At 32.2% G+C, this 17,707-nt stretch carries 20 protein-coding genes; 10 read left to right on the top strand and 10 right to left on the bottom strand.

Annotation, left to right across the window (positions count from 1 at the left end):
- Positions 1–164: 164 nt before the first annotated feature.
- Positions 165–773, top strand: a complete 609-nt coding sequence (locus tag NSA01_RS08955) for a recombinase family protein (RefSeq protein ID WP_257481126.1) — start codon at positions 165–167, stop codon at positions 771–773.
- A gap of 23 nt (positions 774–796) precedes the next feature.
- Here NSA01_RS08955 and yajC read toward each other — a convergent pair whose 3' ends face one another.
- The 9 genes from yajC to yqfC are packed head-to-tail and all read right to left on the bottom strand — an operon-like array spanning position 797 to position 8,502.
- A complete protein-coding gene (yajC, locus tag NSA01_RS08950) occupies positions 797–1,081 on the bottom strand; it encodes a preprotein translocase subunit YajC (protein WP_257481125.1) in 285 nt (94 codons plus the stop codon).
- A gap of 25 nt (positions 1,082–1,106) precedes the next feature.
- Complete coding sequence (gene tgt / locus NSA01_RS08945) at positions 1,107–2,225, bottom strand: tRNA guanosine(34) transglycosylase Tgt (RefSeq protein WP_257481124.1); 1,119 nt, start codon at positions 2,223–2,225, stop codon at positions 1,107–1,109.
- Between the two features lie 3 nt (positions 2,226–2,228).
- Positions 2,229–3,137, bottom strand: coding sequence for a GTPase Era (era, locus tag NSA01_RS08940; RefSeq protein ID WP_257481123.1), 909 nt, complete (start codon positions 3,135–3,137; stop codon positions 2,229–2,231).
- Positions 3,138–3,140: 3 nt separating this feature from the next.
- A complete protein-coding gene (locus NSA01_RS08935) occupies positions 3,141–3,515 on the bottom strand; it encodes a diacylglycerol kinase family protein (protein ID WP_257481122.1) in 375 nt (124 codons plus the stop codon).
- Positions 3,516–3,524: 9 nt separating this feature from the next.
- Entirely contained in the window at positions 3,525–3,983 is a 459-nt protein-coding gene (ybeY, locus tag NSA01_RS08930; RefSeq protein WP_257481121.1) for an rRNA maturation RNase YbeY, read from the bottom strand.
- A gap of 20 nt (positions 3,984–4,003) precedes the next feature.
- Positions 4,004–6,082 (bottom strand): HD family phosphohydrolase, encoded by a 2,079-nt coding sequence (locus NSA01_RS08925; protein ID WP_257481120.1) that lies wholly within the window; start codon positions 6,080–6,082, stop codon positions 4,004–4,006.
- Positions 6,048–6,992 (bottom strand): PhoH family protein, encoded by a 945-nt coding sequence (locus NSA01_RS08920; RefSeq protein ID WP_257481127.1) that lies wholly within the window; start codon positions 6,990–6,992, stop codon positions 6,048–6,050. Before NSA01_RS08920 ends, NSA01_RS08925 begins: the two co-directional genes overlap by 35 nt.
- A 37-nt stretch (positions 6,993–7,029) precedes the next feature.
- The gene (locus tag NSA01_RS08915; protein ID WP_257481119.1) at positions 7,030–8,214 is read right to left on the bottom strand and encodes a sporulation protein YqfD; all 1,185 of its coding nucleotides are present in this window, start codon (positions 8,212–8,214) and stop codon (positions 7,030–7,032) included.
- 9 nt (positions 8,215–8,223) lie between these two features.
- Positions 8,224–8,502 carry a sporulation protein YqfC gene (yqfC, locus tag NSA01_RS08910; RefSeq protein WP_257481118.1) on the bottom strand — a complete coding sequence of 93 codons (279 nt, stop codon included), beginning with the start codon at positions 8,500–8,502 and terminating at the stop codon, positions 8,224–8,226.
- 219 nt (positions 8,503–8,721) lie between these two features.
- Here yqfC and NSA01_RS08905 point away from each other — a divergent pair, with 219 nt between their 5' ends.
- From NSA01_RS08905 to fliB, 3 genes are all read left to right on the top strand, one after another.
- Positions 8,722–9,609, top strand: coding sequence for a DegV family protein (locus NSA01_RS08905; protein ID WP_257481117.1), 888 nt, complete (start codon positions 8,722–8,724; stop codon positions 9,607–9,609).
- Positions 9,610–9,718: 109 nt separating this feature from the next.
- Entirely contained in the window at positions 9,719–10,276 is a 558-nt protein-coding gene (locus NSA01_RS08900; protein ID WP_257481116.1) for a hypothetical protein, read from the top strand.
- Between the two features lie 188 nt (positions 10,277–10,464).
- Positions 10,465–11,571, top strand: coding sequence for a flagellin lysine-N-methylase (gene fliB, locus NSA01_RS08895; RefSeq protein ID WP_257481115.1), 1,107 nt, complete (start codon positions 10,465–10,467; stop codon positions 11,569–11,571).
- Between the two features lie 152 nt (positions 11,572–11,723).
- On the opposite strand, the gene NSA01_RS08890 is transcribed toward fliB, so the two are convergent.
- Positions 11,724–12,380: a Crp/Fnr family transcriptional regulator gene (locus NSA01_RS08890; RefSeq protein WP_257481114.1), complete on the bottom strand. Its 657-nt coding sequence runs from the start codon at positions 12,378–12,380 to the stop codon at positions 11,724–11,726.
- A gap of 98 nt (positions 12,381–12,478) precedes the next feature.
- On the opposite strand from NSA01_RS08890, the gene NSA01_RS08885 reads away from it, so the two are divergent.
- From NSA01_RS08885 to fusA, 6 genes are all read left to right on the top strand, one after another.
- Positions 12,479–13,186 carry an ATP-binding protein gene (locus NSA01_RS08885; protein WP_257481113.1) on the top strand — a complete coding sequence of 236 codons (708 nt, stop codon included), beginning with the start codon at positions 12,479–12,481 and terminating at the stop codon, positions 13,184–13,186.
- 106 nt (positions 13,187–13,292) lie between these two features.
- Positions 13,293–13,856, top strand: a complete 564-nt coding sequence (locus NSA01_RS08880; RefSeq protein ID WP_257481112.1) for a hypothetical protein — start codon at positions 13,293–13,295, stop codon at positions 13,854–13,856.
- Positions 13,857–14,313: 457 nt separating this feature from the next.
- Positions 14,314–14,592, top strand: a complete 279-nt coding sequence (locus tag NSA01_RS08875; protein WP_007048809.1) for a ribosomal L7Ae/L30e/S12e/Gadd45 family protein — start codon at positions 14,314–14,316, stop codon at positions 14,590–14,592.
- A complete protein-coding gene (gene rpsL / locus NSA01_RS08870) occupies positions 14,579–14,944 on the top strand; it encodes a 30S ribosomal protein S12 (RefSeq protein ID WP_007048810.1) in 366 nt (121 codons plus the stop codon). Before NSA01_RS08875 ends, rpsL begins: the two co-directional genes overlap by 14 nt.
- 122 nt (positions 14,945–15,066) lie before the next feature.
- Positions 15,067–15,537, top strand: coding sequence for a 30S ribosomal protein S7 (gene rpsG / locus NSA01_RS08865; protein WP_257481111.1), 471 nt, complete (start codon positions 15,067–15,069; stop codon positions 15,535–15,537).
- Positions 15,538–15,549: 12 nt separating this feature from the next.
- The gene (gene fusA, locus NSA01_RS08860) at positions 15,550–17,616 is read left to right on the top strand and encodes an elongation factor G (RefSeq protein WP_257481110.1); all 2,067 of its coding nucleotides are present in this window, start codon (positions 15,550–15,552) and stop codon (positions 17,614–17,616) included.
- The last annotated feature ends 91 nt before the right edge of the window (positions 17,617–17,707 follow it).

Genomic DNA, 17,707 nt, shown 5'->3' with positions numbered 1-17,707 from the left:
GGTTTATTATTATAAGGTAAGGGGAGTTAGCGGAAAGTATAAGTCTAGTTTTTCTAGGGTTGTTAGGGTTAGGGTGAGGTGATTTCCTTTTATTAATATCTTATGTATCTTCATATGAATAAATTTCCTAATTTAGGAAAAAAATTAAATGGAGGTATTTTAACATGAAAATTTATGGTTATGTGAGGGTGTCAACAAAAGAGCAGAATATAGCTAGGCAGATTGAAGCTATGAGGAATTTTCCTATCGAAGAAAAGAACATCATAGTAGATAAAATAAGCGGTAAAAACTTCAATAGACCTAACTATATAAAGTTACTTAAAAAAATGAAGAAAGGTGATGTTCTGGTAGTTAAGAGTATTGATAGGCTTGGCAGAAATTATGATGAGATTTTAGACCAGTGGAGAATACTTACTAAAGAGAGAGATATTGATATCGTCGTTATGGATATGCCTCTTTTGGATACCAGAGAAGGCAGGGATTTGACCGGAACGTTGATTGCCGATATAGTTCTTCAGCTTCTAAGTTACGTTGCACAGTCGGAAAGAGAAAACATAAAACAAAGACAAAAAGAAGGAATAAAAATAGCTAAGGAAAAAGGTGTTAAATTTGGCAGACCAAGGCTTGATGTTCCCGATGAGTTTTTCTCTTTATATGATTTATGGAAAAACGGGCAGGTTTCTTCAAGAGATGCAGCTGAGAAACTTAATGTTTCTTACCAGACCTTTTTAAGATGGACCAAAAGGATAGTAAGAGGAGATTTATTTGCATAAAAAAAGACGCTTAGGCGTCTTTTTTAGTCTACTGTTTTATTTTGTGTCATATTAGAGACTATTGATTGTCTGTTGATTTTGGCATTAATCCCGTCAGGTTCCAATGCTATTACGGCAGTATCTTCTTCTACACTTACTACTTTTCCTATAAAGCCTCCGGCAGTCATTACTTCATCGCCGTTTTTTAATTCGTTAAGTAAATTTTGATGTTCTTTAAACCTTTTTTGTTGTGGTCTGATTGTCATAAAATATGTTATTCCAAATAGAACGACAATAATGCCAATCATCACTATAAAATCTTGTCCCATAATTTTCTATCCTCGCTTTTTATTTTTATATTATACCATATTCTTTCTCAAACTCATGCTTAAATTCCAAAAATCTATCATTCATTATAGCATTTCTCATATTTTCCATAAGTTTCAAAGTAAAATATAGATTATGATAGCTTACCAACATACTGGAGAGTATCTCTTTGCATATTACCAAATGTCTTAAGTATGCTTTTGTATAATTCCTGCATACATAACAGTCGCATTTACTGTCCAAAGGAGTAAAGTCTTCTTTATATTTTGCATTTTTAAGAGTTACTTTCCCATTACTTGTAAGTGCTGTCCCGTTTCTTGCCATTCTTGTTTGCAGTACGCAGTCAAACATATCTATACCGCTTTTAACTCCTTCTAAAAGCGCATCAGGGCTTCCTACACCCATCAAATATCTAGGCTTACCTTTGGGAAGCAGGGGAGTTGTATAATCCAGTAAATCAAACATCATATCCATGGGTTCTCCGACACTTAGTCCTCCCAGTGCATATCCTGGAAAATCCAAATCTATCAACTGCTCTGCTGATTGTTTTCTTAAATCTTTGAACATTCCTCCTTGTACGATGCCAAAGAGTCCTTGGTTCTCAGTGTTTTTATGTGCTTCTTTACATCTTTTTGCCCATCTTGTAGTCATTTCAAGGGAGTCTTTTGTATATTTTTTATCTGCTCCGTAAGGAACACATTCATCGAATGCCATCATAATGTCTGAACCTAAATTATTTTGTATCTCCATTGATTTTTCAGGGCTTATAAAATGACGGCTTCCGTCTATATGACTTCTGAATGTAACCCCCTCTTCTGTAATATCATTTGTTTTACTTAGTGAAAATACTTGAAACCCTCCGCTGTCGGTAAGAATAGGTCTGTCCCAATTCATAAAATTATGAAGTCCGCCTGCTTCTTTTATTATATCATCTCCTGGTCTTAAATATAGATGATATGTATTTCCGAGGATTATTTTTGCATTTATCTCTTTTAAACTTTCGGGGAGCATTGCTTTGACTGTAGCTCTGGTCCCTACCGGCATAAAAATAGGAGTCGGTATCTCCCCGTGAGGAGTTATTATCTTCCCGACTCTGGCTCCGCTTCGTTTATCTTCTTTAATAAGTTCATACTTTATTGCACTCATATTTTACAGCTCATCCTTTTTGTTATATCCGAGAGAATTTAAAATATTAGGCTTGTCTCTCCATTCATCTTTAACCTTCACCCAAAGCTTAAGATTTACCTTAGTACCGAGCATTTCTTCGATTTCTTTTCTCGATGAAGAGCCGATTTTCTTAAGCATCGAACCGTTTTTACCTATGATGATCCTTTTATGATTTTCTCTTTCCGTATAGATATTTGCTTCTATATCGTAGAGATCTTTGTTATCTCTTTTTTTCATTAACATTATTTCTACGGCTGTCCCGTGAGGTATTTCTTCTTTTAAAGAGCGCAGGATCTTTTCTCTGATAAGTTCGCTTATTACAAATCTTTCGCTTCTGTCCGTTACCATATCTTCGGGGAAATACATAGGTCCTATAGGTAGATATTTTTGTATTACTTCTACTAGTTCGTTGATGTTTTCGCCTTTTATAGCACTTATCGGTACTATTTCTTTAATAAAATCATACTTTTCATATAATTTTATTTTTCCCAGTATTTCATCTTTTGTTATCTTATCTATCTTGTTTATTACGAGGATCACCGGAGTTTTTTCTTTTCTTAATTTTTCAATTAAAAATTCATCTCCTTTTCCTATTGTTGTATCTTCTTCCACTAAAAATAGAATGACATCTACTTCTTTATAGGATTCTCCCGCTACTTCTACCATGTAATCGGATAATTTGCTTTTGGGTTTATGAAATCCGGGGGTATCGATAAATACCATTTGTGAAGAATCAGTTGTTCTTATACATCTTATATTGTTTCTTGTGGTTTGAGGTCTGTTTGAGACTATTGATATTTTTTGTCCCAGTAGTAAATTAAGAAGTGTAGATTTTCCTACGTTCGTTCTGCCCACTATTGATATAAATCCGCTTTTAAAATTATTGTTCATTGATTATCCTCGTATTAAATTTATTATTTTTGGTATATAAAGTACCGCGCCCATTAAAACCGCCATAAAAGCACCTATCAAGACTGCACATGCGGCTGAGTCTTTTGCTCTCTTTGCATTTTCGTTCATTTCTTTTGTTGCACAGTTTACAGCTTCTTCTATTGCAGTATTTACCGCTTCCAGTATTATTACTAAAAATATAGTAAATCCAAGTGCGATCCATTCAAAATAAGAGAATTTTAGAAAAATCGCTCCCAATATTGCTAGCACCGCACATGTGCAGTGTATTTTAAAATTTTGCTGTGTCCTGAAATTATATTGAACGCCATGCCAAGCATATCTAAAGCTTTTAAATAGTCTTTTTATATGTCTTATCATATCTACTCCTTATTCTTTAGGTAAGTCTAAAATATTCATCACTTTTTCTTCATGCTCACGCATTTCTTTTTTTTCTTCTTCTTCCATATGGTCAAAGCCTAAAAGATGAAGTGTCGAATGAACGGTCAAATAACATATTTCCCTGTCTAAACTGTGTTTGAATTCTATGGATTGTTCCTTTGCTTTGTCTAAGCATAAAACAACATCTCCGAGAATAATTACTTCGTCTTCGAATTCATCATCATCCATAGGAAAAGATAAAACATCGGTTGTTTTATCTATATTCCTATAGTAATTGTTTAGTGTTTTTATCTCTTCGCCGTTTACAAGTGAAACACTTACCTGAGACGGTTTTGTAAAGTTTTCATATTCCAATGTTTTGTTTATCGCAAGTTCAATTTTATTATAAGTTTCTTCGCTTACATCTTTGCCGCTTCTGTTGTCAAATAGTACTTCGGTTTCTATCATGTTTATTGTTACCTCTTTTGTTACTTTGTTGTATTGATACTTTTTTCCTGTTCGGGGTACTGCACTCTTTCATGATATACCCCTGTTAATACTCTGAAAAAGGTCTTCTTTATTACATCTATGTCCTGCATTTTAAGCGGTGAATTGTCAAGCTGGTGATCAGCTATTTTACTGCTTACTATTTTATCTATCATAGCTCTAATTGCTTCTTTGTTGCCGGTATCGAGGCTCTTGACTGCGGCTTCGACTCCGTCTGACAGCAAGACAACGGATGTTTCTATTGTCGTTGGTCTTGGTCCGTCATATGAATAAGTTTTTATATCAGGCTCAACACCTCTGCTTTTTTCTTTGTAATAGAAAAATTGAATTAGTGCATCTCCGTGGTGGGTTTTTATAAAATCTATTATTTCTCTTGGTAATCTGTATTTGTTTGCAAGGTATACTCCGTCGCTTACATGATTTTTTATTATCCTGACGGATACGTTAGGGTCTAAATGGTCATGTGGATTATTCCCGTGCTGCTGATTTTCACTGAAGAATAAAGGTTTTTCACACTTACCGATATCATGGTAATATGCTCCGACTCTTGCCAATAGTCCGTTTGCACCTATTTCGCTGCATGCCTCCTGTGCAAGGTTACCTACGAGCAGACAGTGGTGATAAGTCCCCGGTGCTCCCGTTATAAGTTTTCTCATAAGTTCATTTGTAGGGCTTGACAATTCAAGGAGTTTGAATGGGGTAAGTATATTGAATATATATTCCCAAAATAACATCATGCCCATTGAAACTACGCCTGAAAGTACTCCGTTTATACCCGCATACATTATGTTATATACCATGCTCACTCCAAGAGTATTTCTTAGTATACTATATATAAGTACTATTATCATATTAGCCGCACTTACTATTATGGCAGCTTTGTATATTTTGCTTCTTTCCTGGACTCTTTGCATATATAATATCCCTACAAATCCCGATAATAGTAAGAACACTATTGCTTCGGTATTGATATCCAGTGCTACGGATAAGAATAAAACTATAAATACGTTTGTATTAATTGCTATTCTCGGACTTAAAAGTATACATAAAGTCATACTCATAATTGACACGGGTATCAAATATATATTAAATAAGCTTGCCAGCTGAGCTAGTACTATCATAAGCAGGAACTGACATGCTATCAATGCCAGCATTTTATTATTGTAGAATATATCTTTATGAAAAGTCCTTAAATATAAAATGTATACCAACATTAGGAACAGAAGCATTGCCGCGATCCCTATTATACTGTTATAATCATCAAAAATGCCGCTTCTTATCAGTGAGCCTTCTTTTAGTACATTTATCTGATTTTGGGTTATGATGTCTCCTTTTTTGATTATAACCTCGCCGGGTTCGTAAGTAATATCTTCAACCGCATTTTTTGCATTTAATTTAGCTTGGTTAGTAGCATCTTCGTTTAAAACCATATTTGCCTTTAAACTGTTTTTAACCACTTCCTTTAAGGCTTCGCTTACTTCGTGATTAAATGATGATGAAGTATAATGCTTATTTATTTTCTTATAATAAGTATTCATACTGTCGGATATGACTTCATCTTTATAAAGGTTATCCAGTAAGGATAATATATCTTTTTTTATTTGCTTTAATGAAGCTGCATCTTGCTTTATAAGTGCTTGATAAGTTTCCTTTGTTAAATCTATCCCTGATTTTGAATTGTATATCTTAATGTTCTCATCTGTCAAATCTTTATCTTTTATATTTGTTATTTCTTTAAATAACTTATTTATATTAGTTTCAACAGATTCTTTTGTCCCCGGGATATAGTCATAAACGTTTGGTGTCTGACTTACTGCCTGATCTTTTAAACTGTTTGTAAGAGAAGTATTTACTATTTTTCTGGGTGCAATGATGTCTTCCGAAGCAACTTGTCCAACTTCCAAATCGTATCTTTGAGGGATAGAACTTATGAAAGTTAAAATAAATGCCAAAATAAAGAATATTACGGCAATGGATAATTTAACTTTCCTGTTGGTTTTCATGTTTTCGAAGAAAATAGAAATATTAGTCTCTTTGTTTTTTTGTTTCGTATGTTTCATAAGCTTCTATGATCCTTTGTACTAAAGGGTTTCTTACAACGTCTTTTTTTGTTAGATGTACAAAGTCCACTCCTTCAACTTTATTTAGTATCCTTTCCGAATATATAAGTCCCGATTTTTTACCGCTCGGTAAATCGACTTGGGTCACATCTCCTGTCACAACTGCTTTTGAGCCTTCTCCAAGTCTGGTTAAAAACATCTTCATTTGTTCTTTCGTCGTGTTTTGTGCTTCATCCAATATAATGAAGGAATCATTAAGTGTCCTTCCTCTCATATAAGCAAGAGGAGCTATTTCTATATGTCCTCTCGCTGTATTTCGTTCATAAGACTCACTTCCCATTATCTCAAACAGTGCGTCATATAAAGGTTTTAAATAAGGGTCTATTTTTTCTTTTAAATCTCCCGGTAAAAATCCGAGGCTTTCTCCCGCCTCTACTGCCGGTCTTGTAAGTATTATTCTGGAAACATCACCGTTTTTTAATGCTTTTACCGCAAGTGCGACTGCAAGATAAGTCTTACCTGTTCCTGCAGGTCCTATCGAAAATACTATGTCGTTTCTTTTTGTTGCATTAATAAACGCACTTTGTCCTATAGTCTTTGTCTTTATTGGTTTACCTTTGAATGTATAACATATTACCTGATCAAAATTTGATATGTTTTTTTTGTTTTCTTCTATTAAGCTTAGAAGATAATTGAATGTTTGATCCGTAATGGCTGTATTTTCGTTTACTCTGTTTATCATACATCCGATAAGTTCCTTTGCCTTGGATACATTCGTTTCTTCTTCACCTTGGATTTTTATGACATTATCTCTAAGTGTGATTTTGACATTAAAATGCTCCTCTGTAGACTTTATATATTTGTCATTACTGCCGAAAACCAAGACGATATCCTCGATTTCTTTCGGCATTTCAAGATTTATAGTGAAATTTTCCAATTAAATCTCCTTATTTTTTGTTTATTTGTCTTTCTTCTACTATATTTTCTTTTATTTTCACTTTCGCAGTGATACTGTAATAATTGTTATCTAATGTATCAATACTTAAATATATATCAACTATGTTGTCTTTGTCAATATTTTGGGTTTTATTTAACACATCTATGACTTCTTTTTTTATCTGATTTTTGTCTTTTTTCTCTAAATTGTTTATATTATACCATTTTGTCGTACTTTGCTCTATAGGTATGGGGATAAAAAGTATTTTTACTTTCTTTTTTTCTTCTTTTACTCCGATATAGCTCTTGTTTGCTACAGTTTTTTTATAGTTAATGGTCCTGTTTTTAAATGAATAAGCAGTTTCTTTTGTGAACTCGTCACTGTCCTTTATAACATATGGATTAATTATTATATCTTTATAAGTGTAAGTGGTGTTTATAAAAACATCTCCCATGGCGTGGATGTAATAATGTTTTATATCGCCTTCTTTTCCTTCGTATTTGATTTTACCGCTTATAAGTAAACTGCCTTTTTTTACTTTATCACCTTTTTTTACTTTTTTTATACCATTATAGGCAATTATGCTTTCTATTTTTCCGCCTTTGCCTGCAACCAAATCTACTGCTTTTGATTTGTTAAATTTTTTTATAGGTGTATTTTTTTCAACGAGTTTGATGTTAGCCTGTGTTCCTTTATAATCTATTGTCACATCGGATAAATCATGGTATGTGTTTAATAACACTTTTGATATCTCTTTTTTATCTACTCCGTATTTATAGCATCCTTCTTTAAATCCCGCATCTTCCAGTGTGCTTAATATATCGTTTCTGTCTATCCTGTCCGTTCCTATTATTTTAATATCCCAAATGAAAAAAGAGAAAGCAAAAATAATAGCAGAAATTAAAAAGGCACTAAAAATAAAAACTCTTCTTTTTTTTAGTGACCCCAAAACAGACTTTTTACCATATTCATTTTTAATTTCTATTATGTATTGAGCTCTTTTTGCAATCCGTTCGGCTTTTTCAAAATCTGTCAGCATGATTTTAAATACTAATGTTGTTTTATCAAGTTTCTTTATATCCCAAATGGATATGTTATTGTGATTAATTAAATTGATATATTTTTCGGGATGGAGTCCTTTTATCTCTACTAGGTAATATCCCATAATATAATGATAGAATTTTAAAATAAGCATAGTTTACTCCTATATGATGTATTCGATTGATGTTATCTGACCTTCTATAATCAGTTCTTCACTTATTAGAGTGGATAATAGTAAATCTTTTCCGTTGATTGATAATAGCCCGGAAGACGTATTTATCCTTATGTTTTCGGGGCTGTAGTATATAATTCCTTTATGGTTTATGATATTCATTTTCTCATTGCCCATGATTTCTATATTAAGTTTTTCTAAAAGTATTTCTTCGGGAAGCTGAAGAGACTTTGTTAATTTTTCTTTGGTGTCGTTAATAAAATTTTTCATGTTAAATGTATATGATAATCCTTTGTATTTATGTAAATATGGAATAAGAATAATTAACTATTTTTTTTTATTATTAAAAATAAAAATATATTTATGGGGATATTTTAGAGTTAATAAAAAATAAAAGTATTTCATTACATATTATTTTCCTTTTATTTCCTTTATGCTATAATAATAATTAGTTCTAACTAACATTTTTATAAGAAAGGACGTATAATAATGAGTGATTATATAATTACATGCTGCTCAACTGCTGATATGAGTGAGGAATTTTTTAAAGAAAATGATATACCTCTTGCATATTTTCATTATATATTGGACGGTAAAACCTATGCAGACGATTTAGGTAAAAGTATTCCATTTGATAAATTTTATAAAATGATTTCTGACGGAGCTGTGCCTACGACTTCACAAATAAGTCCCGAGGAATATGTGGAACTGTTTGAACCCATACTAAAAAATGGCAAAGATGTCCTCCATATCACATTATCCAGCGGTATAAGCGGAACGATAAATTCAGCAAACATAGCTAAAGATATGATGAATAAAAAGTATCCCGAAAGGAAAGTCATAGTTGTAGATTCTCTGGGAGCCTCTTCGGGATATGGGTTGCTTGTGACACTGGCAAGGGAAAAACAAAAAAAAGGACTAAATATAGACGAATTGACAAAATGGGTAGAGGAAAATAGATTAAATATCCATCATTGGTTTTTCTCAACGGATTTAACAAGTTATTTCAGAGGAGGAAGGATATCCCGTACATCTGCTATATTTGGTACGGCTTTAAAGATTTGTCCTCTTTTGAATATGAGCTTTGACGGTAAATTGATACCAAGAAGTAAGTATAGAGGCAAAAAAAGAGTAATCGAAGAAATTGTTAAAAGAATGGAAGAGCATGCTGAGGGCGGACTTAAATACAGCGGTAAATGCTATATATCCCATTCGAACTGTATCGAAGATGCAAAAATCGTAGCCGAAAAGATAGAAGATAAATTTCCTGAGTTAGACGGCAGGGTAATCATTAACAGTGTAGGAACCACAATAGGTTCTCACACCGGTCCGGGTACCGTTGCTTTGTTCTTTATCGGTGATAAAAGAGTGGATTAGTAAGATAAAACAGCATAAATAAGGAGTCCTTAAGGGGCTCTTTTTATTTGGATTTGTCGGAATATGTGCTAAAATAATAATACAAATATTATTTAAAAGGGGAGAAATTATGAAAACAGTAAAGAAATTTGTATGTGTTTTAGTCATGTGTATGTTTGCATTTTCTTTCGTTCCTGTTATAAATGCAGGTAGTGAAAGATATATAAATAAAAAGAATGTATATGCAGCCGTTAAGGAACAGAAACCTGCAAAGCCTGCAAAACTTAAAGCAAAAGCCGGAGTTAAGAAAGTAAAAATATCTTTTAAAAAGTCAAAGAATGCTAAAAAATATGAGATTTATCGTTCCACGATGAAATCCAGCAAATATAAAAAGATAAAGACGATAAAATTCAATAAGTACACAGATAAAAAGGTAAAGACAGGGAAGAAATATTATTATAAAGTAAGAGCTGTAAATTCATCAGGCAAAAGTCCTTTTACGAAACCAGTCAGATCGGGGAAAATCAAGAAACCTTCTGGCAGTAATAATGTCGGCAGCGTTGTATATATAACAAGGACAGGAAAAAAATATCATGCGAAAAGTTCTTGTGTCAGACATCCTATAAAAACCACTTTATCAAAGGCAAAAAACATGGGGTATACTCCATGTAAGAAATGCTGTAGATAATATAGGTATTTAATTAGTTTTGGTAATAAAAGTAATTATTATAAATTTAATTATTATTCATAACATAAAAAAGTCATTTATATAATAAATGACTTTTTATTTTATTTATATATAATCATCATTAATATTTAATAAAAAGTGTGATTGTAGTATAATATGACATAAAAATTATATTTGTGGAGGAAAGTATGTTATATACAGTTCCGGATTATTATGATAAATTCTATTGTTTGGCTGATAAATGTCCCTTAAGCTGCTGCGAGGGCTGGAAAATCGTGATTGATAAAAATTCTCTTAAAGAATATAGAAGTATAGAAGGTCCTTTCGGTAACAGACTTAAAAATTCTGTCAACTGGAAAGAGGGGATATTTAAACAGCATAATAAAAGATGTGCATTTTTAAATGAAAAAAATCTTTGTGATATACATATTCAAATAGGTGCGGATATGATGTGTGAAACCTGCAGGACTTATCCTTCTCATATTGAAGAATATGATAATGAGAGGGAAATTTCTCTTGCGCTTTCTTGCCCTTCTGCCGCTAAAATTATTTTAGAGAATGAGAATATCGTTAAATTCATAACGACCGAAGATGATATTGAAGGTACCGAAGATGAAGACTTTGATATATTTTTATATTCCGCACTTATAGAGAGCAGAAAGGTAATCATAGAAATACTGCAAAACAGGAATGAAGATATTTACGTTCGTATGGCGAAAGTTTTAAATCTGTCAAATCATATTCAAGAAAAAATAGACAATGATAATATATTTGGTATCGAAGATATTTTAGATGTTTATAAATCTCGTAAAATATCCTATAATGACAACCTCAAAGTAGGATTAAATAAAGATGGGATACTAAATATATTAAATTTATTGGATGAGCTGGAAAAGTTAGATGAAGAATGGGGAAGAGATTTAAATAAATGGAAAAATGCTATTAGAGATTTCTCAGATAAAGATTTTAAATCTCCTGTTGTTTCTGATATAGAATTAGAACAAATGATGATATATTTTGTGTTTATATATTTTTGCTTGGCGGTGTACGATTACGATGTGTTATCCAAAGTAAAAATGGCTGTAGTAAGTACATTGATTTGGGAAAATATATGTAAGGCGGAAAGTTTTATACAAAATTTTGATGATAACAATTGTATACAAAAGGAAACAAAATTAGAACTCGCTTATAGGTATTCAAGAGAACTTGAACATTCTGATTTAAATCTTGATAAAATGGAAGACCTTATGTCAAAAATAGATATAAATGATTTGTTAACAGGTAACAAAAAATAAAACAGCTTATAAAAACAAACTGTTTATTTTTATTCATTGAGTAAATAAGTGTTTTAAAAGTGTTGTTTTACTTTAAAACCGTAAAAGGTGTTAATTACAATTAATGATAGGATATTAAATGTTTTTTATTTTCTTTAATTTAATTAGTTTTTTTATTTTAATATAAAATGATTTTTATTATATTCGATCAATCCTTCTTTTTGAATATTTGAAAGTTCTCTTGATAATGCACTTCTGTCTGTTGCTAAAAAGTCAGCCATTTGCTGTCTGTCAAATGGGATATAAAATGATTTATTTCCATTTAACTGTGCTTGATCGGATAAAAATGAAAGTATTTTATCTCTTAAATTTCTTTTTGATAAGTATTCTATTTTCTTGTTTAATATTAAAGTCTTTTTAGATATTATTCTTAAAATATTTTTTGTAAATATATTTATAACTTCAGAGCTTTTATTAGAATTTAGTATATTACTGATATTGATAAAAAGTATTCTTGAATTTTCTGTTGAGACTACGCTTACATTCAGCGGTTCTTCATATAATATGGAGAATATCTCAGCAAATAAATCTCCTTTATTTATATTTGTAACTATATTTTTATTTCCCCAGTAGTCTTCTTTTATTATCGAAGCTTTCCCCGATAAAAGTATACCAAATTTTTTCACTGTGTCTTCTTTATGATATATACACTCATTTTTATCGTATTCTTTTATATTAAAATCTCCCAATTTTAAAATTTCATTAATTTGTTCTTCTTTTATATTTTTAAATAAAATTGAGCCGGTTAAAACATTTATATATTTTTTCATATTTTATTCCTTTTGGTTGCAAATGCAACGTATTATTAATTATTAGTATAGTAAACTTACATTACAAAATCAATAAGAATAATTTTAAGGAGATTATTATGAAAAGAAGAATAATAAAAATAGATGAAGATAAATGTAACGGATGTGAGTTATGTGTCAATGCATGTCATGAAGGAGCTATAGGTATGGTTGACGGTAAGGCGAGATTATTAAGGGATGATTACTGCGACGGACTTGGAGACTGTCTTCCAACTTGTCCTACCGGAGCAATATCTTTTGAAGAAAGAGAAGCATTGGAATATGATGAAGAGGCTGTAAAGAAAAATATGATGAAAAAACAACAAGGTGAAAAACTTCCATGCGGATGTGCGGGAAGTAATTCAAAAAAAATAGTAAGAAATATTAATAATATATCCAACACTTCTAATAATGCTGAGAGTATGCTTACTCAGTGGCCTGTTCAAATAAAGCTGGCTCCCGTCAATGCACCTTACTTTGATAATGCAAAACTTCTGATTGCAGCAGACTGCAGTGCTTATGCTTACGGAAATTTTCACAGCGATTTTATAAAGGATCATATAACTTTAATAGGCTGTCCAAAATTAGACAGTGTGGATTATAGTGAAAAATTATATGAAATAATAAATCAAAATAAAATCAGGAGTATAACTCTTACAAGAATGGAAGTCCCATGCTGCGGAGGTATCGAACATGCCTTAAAGGAAGCTTTAAAGAAAAGCGGAAAGTTTGTTCCTTGGAATATCGTTACGATTTCTACCGACGGAAGGATCATTGAGCGTTTATAAGTTTACATATTATGATCATGTTAATAAAAGTTTGTTGTAGATAATGGATTTTTATGTTAGAATTTGTTTACTTAATTTATTATAGAGATATTATGGGAGTAAATTAATGAAAAACAATTCAGTTAAAAATCTGATTATTGTAGTTATAACATTTTTAGTACTTATTGCACTATTAGTTGGTGGAATCGTATTCTTTTTTTCTAATTATTCTGAAGAAGTTAAAGATGCAGGTAATAATATTACAAATAGTTTGGAAAATAAGACACAGGACAAAAAAGACAGCTCCGGTATCGGTGAATTCTTTTCCGGTTTATTCGGTGATGACGAAGATGATTTTAGTGAAGGCAATATTTTCATAGACAATGTAGAGGAAGGTGACAGCTTCGACAAGGGTGATACTTTAAAGTTAACTCTTAAAGCAAAAGATATATTCGAAGACGGAAATACACAAATTTTTATCGGAATATATTCCAAAAAGGATAAAAAATATGTCTTTGATAAAACCATAGAGAATGTCAGCGGAGAAATAAGTGAAGACATCAACGTTGAAACAGGAAATTTTACTGAAGGAAAATATTATATTGATGCAATAATCAATGATACTGATAAGAAAGATTATGATCTCGTTGAAAACGGATGTGTTTATACCACTACAATAAATATAAAATAAAGCTATAAAATATAGCTTTATTTTTTTATAGTATAATATTTTACAAATTATACCATTTGTTTTATATAAACTCTATATTAAGGTGATGATATGAAAAAGATAAATGGTTTTTTTGTAATTTTATTTTGTTTACTAAATTTAATACTTGGATTTTTCAGCGTATATTTTTGCTTATTTAAAATAAACTTATCGGTAATCAATTATACATTTCTGGGAATGTTTATTTTAAGTATAATTTTTACGCTGATAAGTGTAAAAAATTATGTAAAATATTAGAAAAATATGGTTTTTTTGATTAAAAAGGTATAAAATATATTTTATAAGTGTTTTTTATTATATAGTATTTATAGCGGATTTTTATAAGTGTAAAAAAAATGCTTGAAATGCCGATTTTTATTGACATTGAAAGGTTTTTTTGTTACACTTTTTAGGCTGACTGTGCGAAGGAGTTGAAAAAATGCTTGATGAAATATCTAAATCACAACATGTGGTTGGCACAAAACAGACTTTAAAAGCAGTTGAACAGAATAATGCTTTAAAGGTGTTTTTAGCTAAAGACACAGACGAGGCAATAAGAGAAAAAATCGTAAAAATTTGTAATAAAAATCATGTAGCTATAGAAGAAGTGGACAGAAAAGAAGAATTAGGCAAAGCATGCAATATCAGCTTAGATGCTGCCGTTGCTTGTATATTAAAAAACGAGGAAGGAGGAATAAGGTTTAATGCCAACAGTTAATCAATTAGTAAGAAAAGGTAGAAAAGAATTAGTTTACAAAACTAAATCTCCTGCTCTTAAATCTAACCCTCAAAAAAGAGGAGTGTGCACAGTTGTAAGAACTGCTACACCTAAAAAACCAAACTCAGCTATGAGAAAAATTGCCAGAGTCAGACTAGTTAACGGAATGGAAGTTACAGCTTACATCCCAGGAATCGGTCATAACTTACAAGAACATAGTGTTGTTATGGTTAAAGGCGGTAGAGTAAAAGACTTACCGGGTGTACGTTATAAGATTATTAGAGGAGCACTTGATACTCAAGGAGTTGCTGACAGAAAACAATCTAGAAGTAAATACGGTGCTAAGAAATAATTTATAATGTGTTGAACTATAAGGCAAGCCTTATACCTATATACGTGATATATAGAGCACAACGATAAATTTTACTTATCGAGTACCAATGAAAAAATTCAAATTATTAGGAGGGAAGTACAGTGCCAAGAAAAGGTCCAGTACCAAAGAGAGAGGTGCTACCTGATCCGATGTATAAATCTGTTTTAGTAACAAAGTTACTGAACAATGTTATGCTTGACGGAAAAAAAGGAGTAGCGCAAAAAATTGTTTACGGTGCGTTTGACATCGTAGCTGAAAAAACAGGAAAAGATCCATTAGAAGCTTTTGAAGAAGCTTTAAATAATATTATGCCTTCATTAGAAGTAAAAGCCAGAAGAGTCGGTGGTGCAACATACCAAGTACCAATGGACATCAGGCCGGAAAGAAGACAAACTTTAGGTCTTAGATGGCTTATAACTTATACAAGAGCAAGGGGCGAAAAGACAATGAAAGAAAGACTGGCTGCTGAAATCATTGATGCACTCAATAATACAGGTTCGTCAGTTAAGAAGAAAGAAGATACTCATAAAATGGCAGATGCTAATAAAGCTTTCGCTCATTTTAAATGGTAAGGTGATTAAAAGATGGGTAGAGAGTTTAGTTTAGATAAAGTAAGAAATATCGGAATTATGGCTCATATCGATGCTGGTAAAACCACTACTACTGAAAGAATCTTATTCTATACAGGAAAGATCCACAAGATTGGGGAAACTCATGAAGGCGGAGCACAAATGGACTGGATGGAACAAGAACAGGAAAGAGGTATTACAATTACTTCTGCCGCTACAACATGTCACTGGAAAGGTCATGAAATAAACATCATTGATACACCGGGACACGTTGACTTTACAGTAGAAGTTCAGCGTTCACTTAGAGTACTAGACAGCTCTGTTGCTGTTTTCTGTGCTAAGGGTGGGGTTGAACCTCAAAGTGAAACAGTATGGAGACAAGCTGATAAATACAATGTTCCAAGAATTGCTTTTATTAATAAAATGGATATTATGGGAGCTGACTTCTATAATGTTGTTAACATGATTAGTGAAAGACTTGGTGCAAATCCGGTGCCTATTCAATTACCGATCGGTGCAGAGGAAGATTTCGTAGGTATCATCGACTTAGTTAAGATGAAAGCTTTCATCTATCATGATGATGAAGGTATAGATATCGAAGAAACAGAAATCCCTGCAGATATGGTAGATAAAGCTGAAGAATACAGAGAAAAACTTTTAGAAGAAATTTCTGTAAACAGCGAAGAAATCATGGAAAAATATCTTGAAGGTGAAGAAATTTCTGAAAAAGAAATTATTACAGCTTTAAGAGCAGGCGTTATAGGTCTTGATTTTATCCCTGTTCTTTGCGGTACAGCATTTAAGAATAAAGGTGTTCAAATGTTGATTGACGCTGTAGTTAATTTAATGCCTTCACCACTTGATGTTCCTGCTATGGTAGGTCATAATCCGAAGACAGGTGAAGAAATGGAAAGACATCCAAGCGATGACGAACCATTCTCAGCATTGGCATTTAAAATCATGGCGGATCCGTTTGTTGGTAAATTAGCATTTACAAGAGTTTATTCCGGAACACTTAAGAGTGGTTCTTATGTATATAACTCAACAAAAGGAAGAAAAGAAAGAGTTGGCCGTATCTTAAGGATGCATGCCAACGACAGAAAACAAATAGATGAAATCAGAACAGGTGATATCGTAGCTATCGTAGGTCTTAAAGATACTACGACAGGTGATACTTTATGTGCTGAAAATTCACAAGTATTGCTTGAATCTATCGAGTTCCCTGATCCTGTTATCTCTGTAGCTATTGAGCCTAAGACTAAAGCGGGACAGGAAAAAATGATTACAGCTTTGGTTAAATTAGCGGAAGAAGACCCAACATTCAGATTTAAGACTGATGATGAAACCGGTCAGACAATTATTGAAGGTATGGGTGAACTTCATCTTGAAATCATCGTAGACAGACTTCTTAGAGAATTCAAGGTAGAAGCTAATGTAGGTAAGCCACAGGTAGCATTCAAAGAGGCAATTACAAAACCTGCAAGATCTGATTACAAATATGCTAAGCAATCAGGTGGTAGAGGACAATACGGTCATGTTGTTATTGAAATCGAACCAAACGAAGAAGGCAAAGGATATGAATTTGTCAGCGAAATCGTTGGTGGTGCTATTCCTAAGGAATACATCGAACCTGTTAGCAAAGGTATTCAAGGAGCAATGGAATCCGGTATAGTTGCCGGATACGAAGTTCTTGATGTTAAAGTTAGATTAGTTGATGGTTCATATCATGATGTCGATTCATCTGAAATGGCCTTCAAATTGGCGGGTTCTATGGCATTCAAAGATGCTATGGCTAAAGCAGGTCCGGTTCTTGTTGAACCTATCTTCAAAATCGAAGTTGTTGTTCCTGAAGAATACCTTGGAGATGTTATGGGTGACTTGACATCAAGAAGAGGTAAAATAGAAGGTATGGAACTTAATAATGGTGTTCAAACTCTTAGAGGATTTGTTCCGTTATCGGAAATGTTCCAATATACAACTGATTTAAGAAGTAAGACTCAAGGTAGAGGTACACATACTTTGACATTCTCGCATTATGAACCAGCGCCACAAAGTATGCTAGATAAACTTAAAAACGAATAATTATATATTTAGATTAAGGAGAAAGAAAAGAAATGGCAAGAGAAAAATATGAAAGAACGAAACCGCATGTAAATATCGGAACGATCGGACA

It is taken from the genome of Anaerofustis stercorihominis (assembly GCF_024623185.1).
Classification (GTDB): domain Bacteria; phylum Bacillota; class Clostridia; order Eubacteriales; family Anaerofustaceae; genus Anaerofustis.
The sequence above is the reverse complement of the archived record's forward strand: the minus strand, read 5'-3'. Positions and strand labels throughout refer to the sequence as shown.

Coding starts and splice junctions, on each gene's coding strand:
- ybeY (WP_257481121.1), bottom strand. CDS start 3,983: ATGATAGAAACCGAAGTACTATTTGACAACAGAAGCGGCAAAGATGTA.
- fliB (WP_257481115.1), top strand. CDS start 10,465: ATGTTATATACAGTTCCGGATTATTATGATAAATTCTATTGTTTGGCT.
- NSA01_RS08875 (WP_007048809.1), top strand. CDS start 14,314: ATGCTTGATGAAATATCTAAATCACAACATGTGGTTGGCACAAAACAG.
- NSA01_RS08915 (WP_257481119.1), bottom strand. CDS start 8,214: ATGCTTATTTTAAAATTCTATCATTATATTATGGGATATTACCTAGTA.
- NSA01_RS08885 (WP_257481113.1), top strand. CDS start 12,479: ATGAAAAGAAGAATAATAAAAATAGATGAAGATAAATGTAACGGATGT.
- yqfC (WP_257481118.1), bottom strand. CDS start 8,502: ATGAAAAATTTTATTAACGACACCAAAGAAAAATTAACAAAGTCTCTT.
- NSA01_RS08925 (WP_257481120.1), bottom strand. CDS start 6,082: ATGAAACATACGAAACAAAAAAACAAAGAGACTAATATTTCTATTTTC.
- rpsL (WP_007048810.1), top strand. CDS start 14,579: ATGCCAACAGTTAATCAATTAGTAAGAAAAGGTAGAAAAGAATTAGTT.
- NSA01_RS08905 (WP_257481117.1), top strand. CDS start 8,722: ATGAGTGATTATATAATTACATGCTGCTCAACTGCTGATATGAGTGAG.
- NSA01_RS08890 (WP_257481114.1), bottom strand. CDS start 12,380: ATGAAAAAATATATAAATGTTTTAACCGGCTCAATTTTATTTAAAAAT.
- fusA (WP_257481110.1), top strand. CDS start 15,550: ATGGGTAGAGAGTTTAGTTTAGATAAAGTAAGAAATATCGGAATTATG.
- NSA01_RS08935 (WP_257481122.1), bottom strand. CDS start 3,515: ATGATAAGACATATAAAAAGACTATTTAAAAGCTTTAGATATGCTTGG.
- NSA01_RS08955 (WP_257481126.1), top strand. CDS start 165: ATGAAAATTTATGGTTATGTGAGGGTGTCAACAAAAGAGCAGAATATA.
- NSA01_RS08900 (WP_257481116.1), top strand. CDS start 9,719: ATGAAAACAGTAAAGAAATTTGTATGTGTTTTAGTCATGTGTATGTTT.
- tgt (WP_257481124.1), bottom strand. CDS start 2,225: ATGAGTGCAATAAAGTATGAACTTATTAAAGAAGATAAACGAAGCGGA.
- NSA01_RS08880 (WP_257481112.1), top strand. CDS start 13,293: ATGAAAAACAATTCAGTTAAAAATCTGATTATTGTAGTTATAACATTT.
- era (WP_257481123.1), bottom strand. CDS start 3,137: ATGAACAATAATTTTAAAAGCGGATTTATATCAATAGTGGGCAGAACG.
- yajC (WP_257481125.1), bottom strand. CDS start 1,081: ATGGGACAAGATTTTATAGTGATGATTGGCATTATTGTCGTTCTATTT.
- NSA01_RS08920 (WP_257481127.1), bottom strand. CDS start 6,992: ATGCCGAAAGAAATCGAGGATATCGTCTTGGTTTTCGGCAGTAATGAC.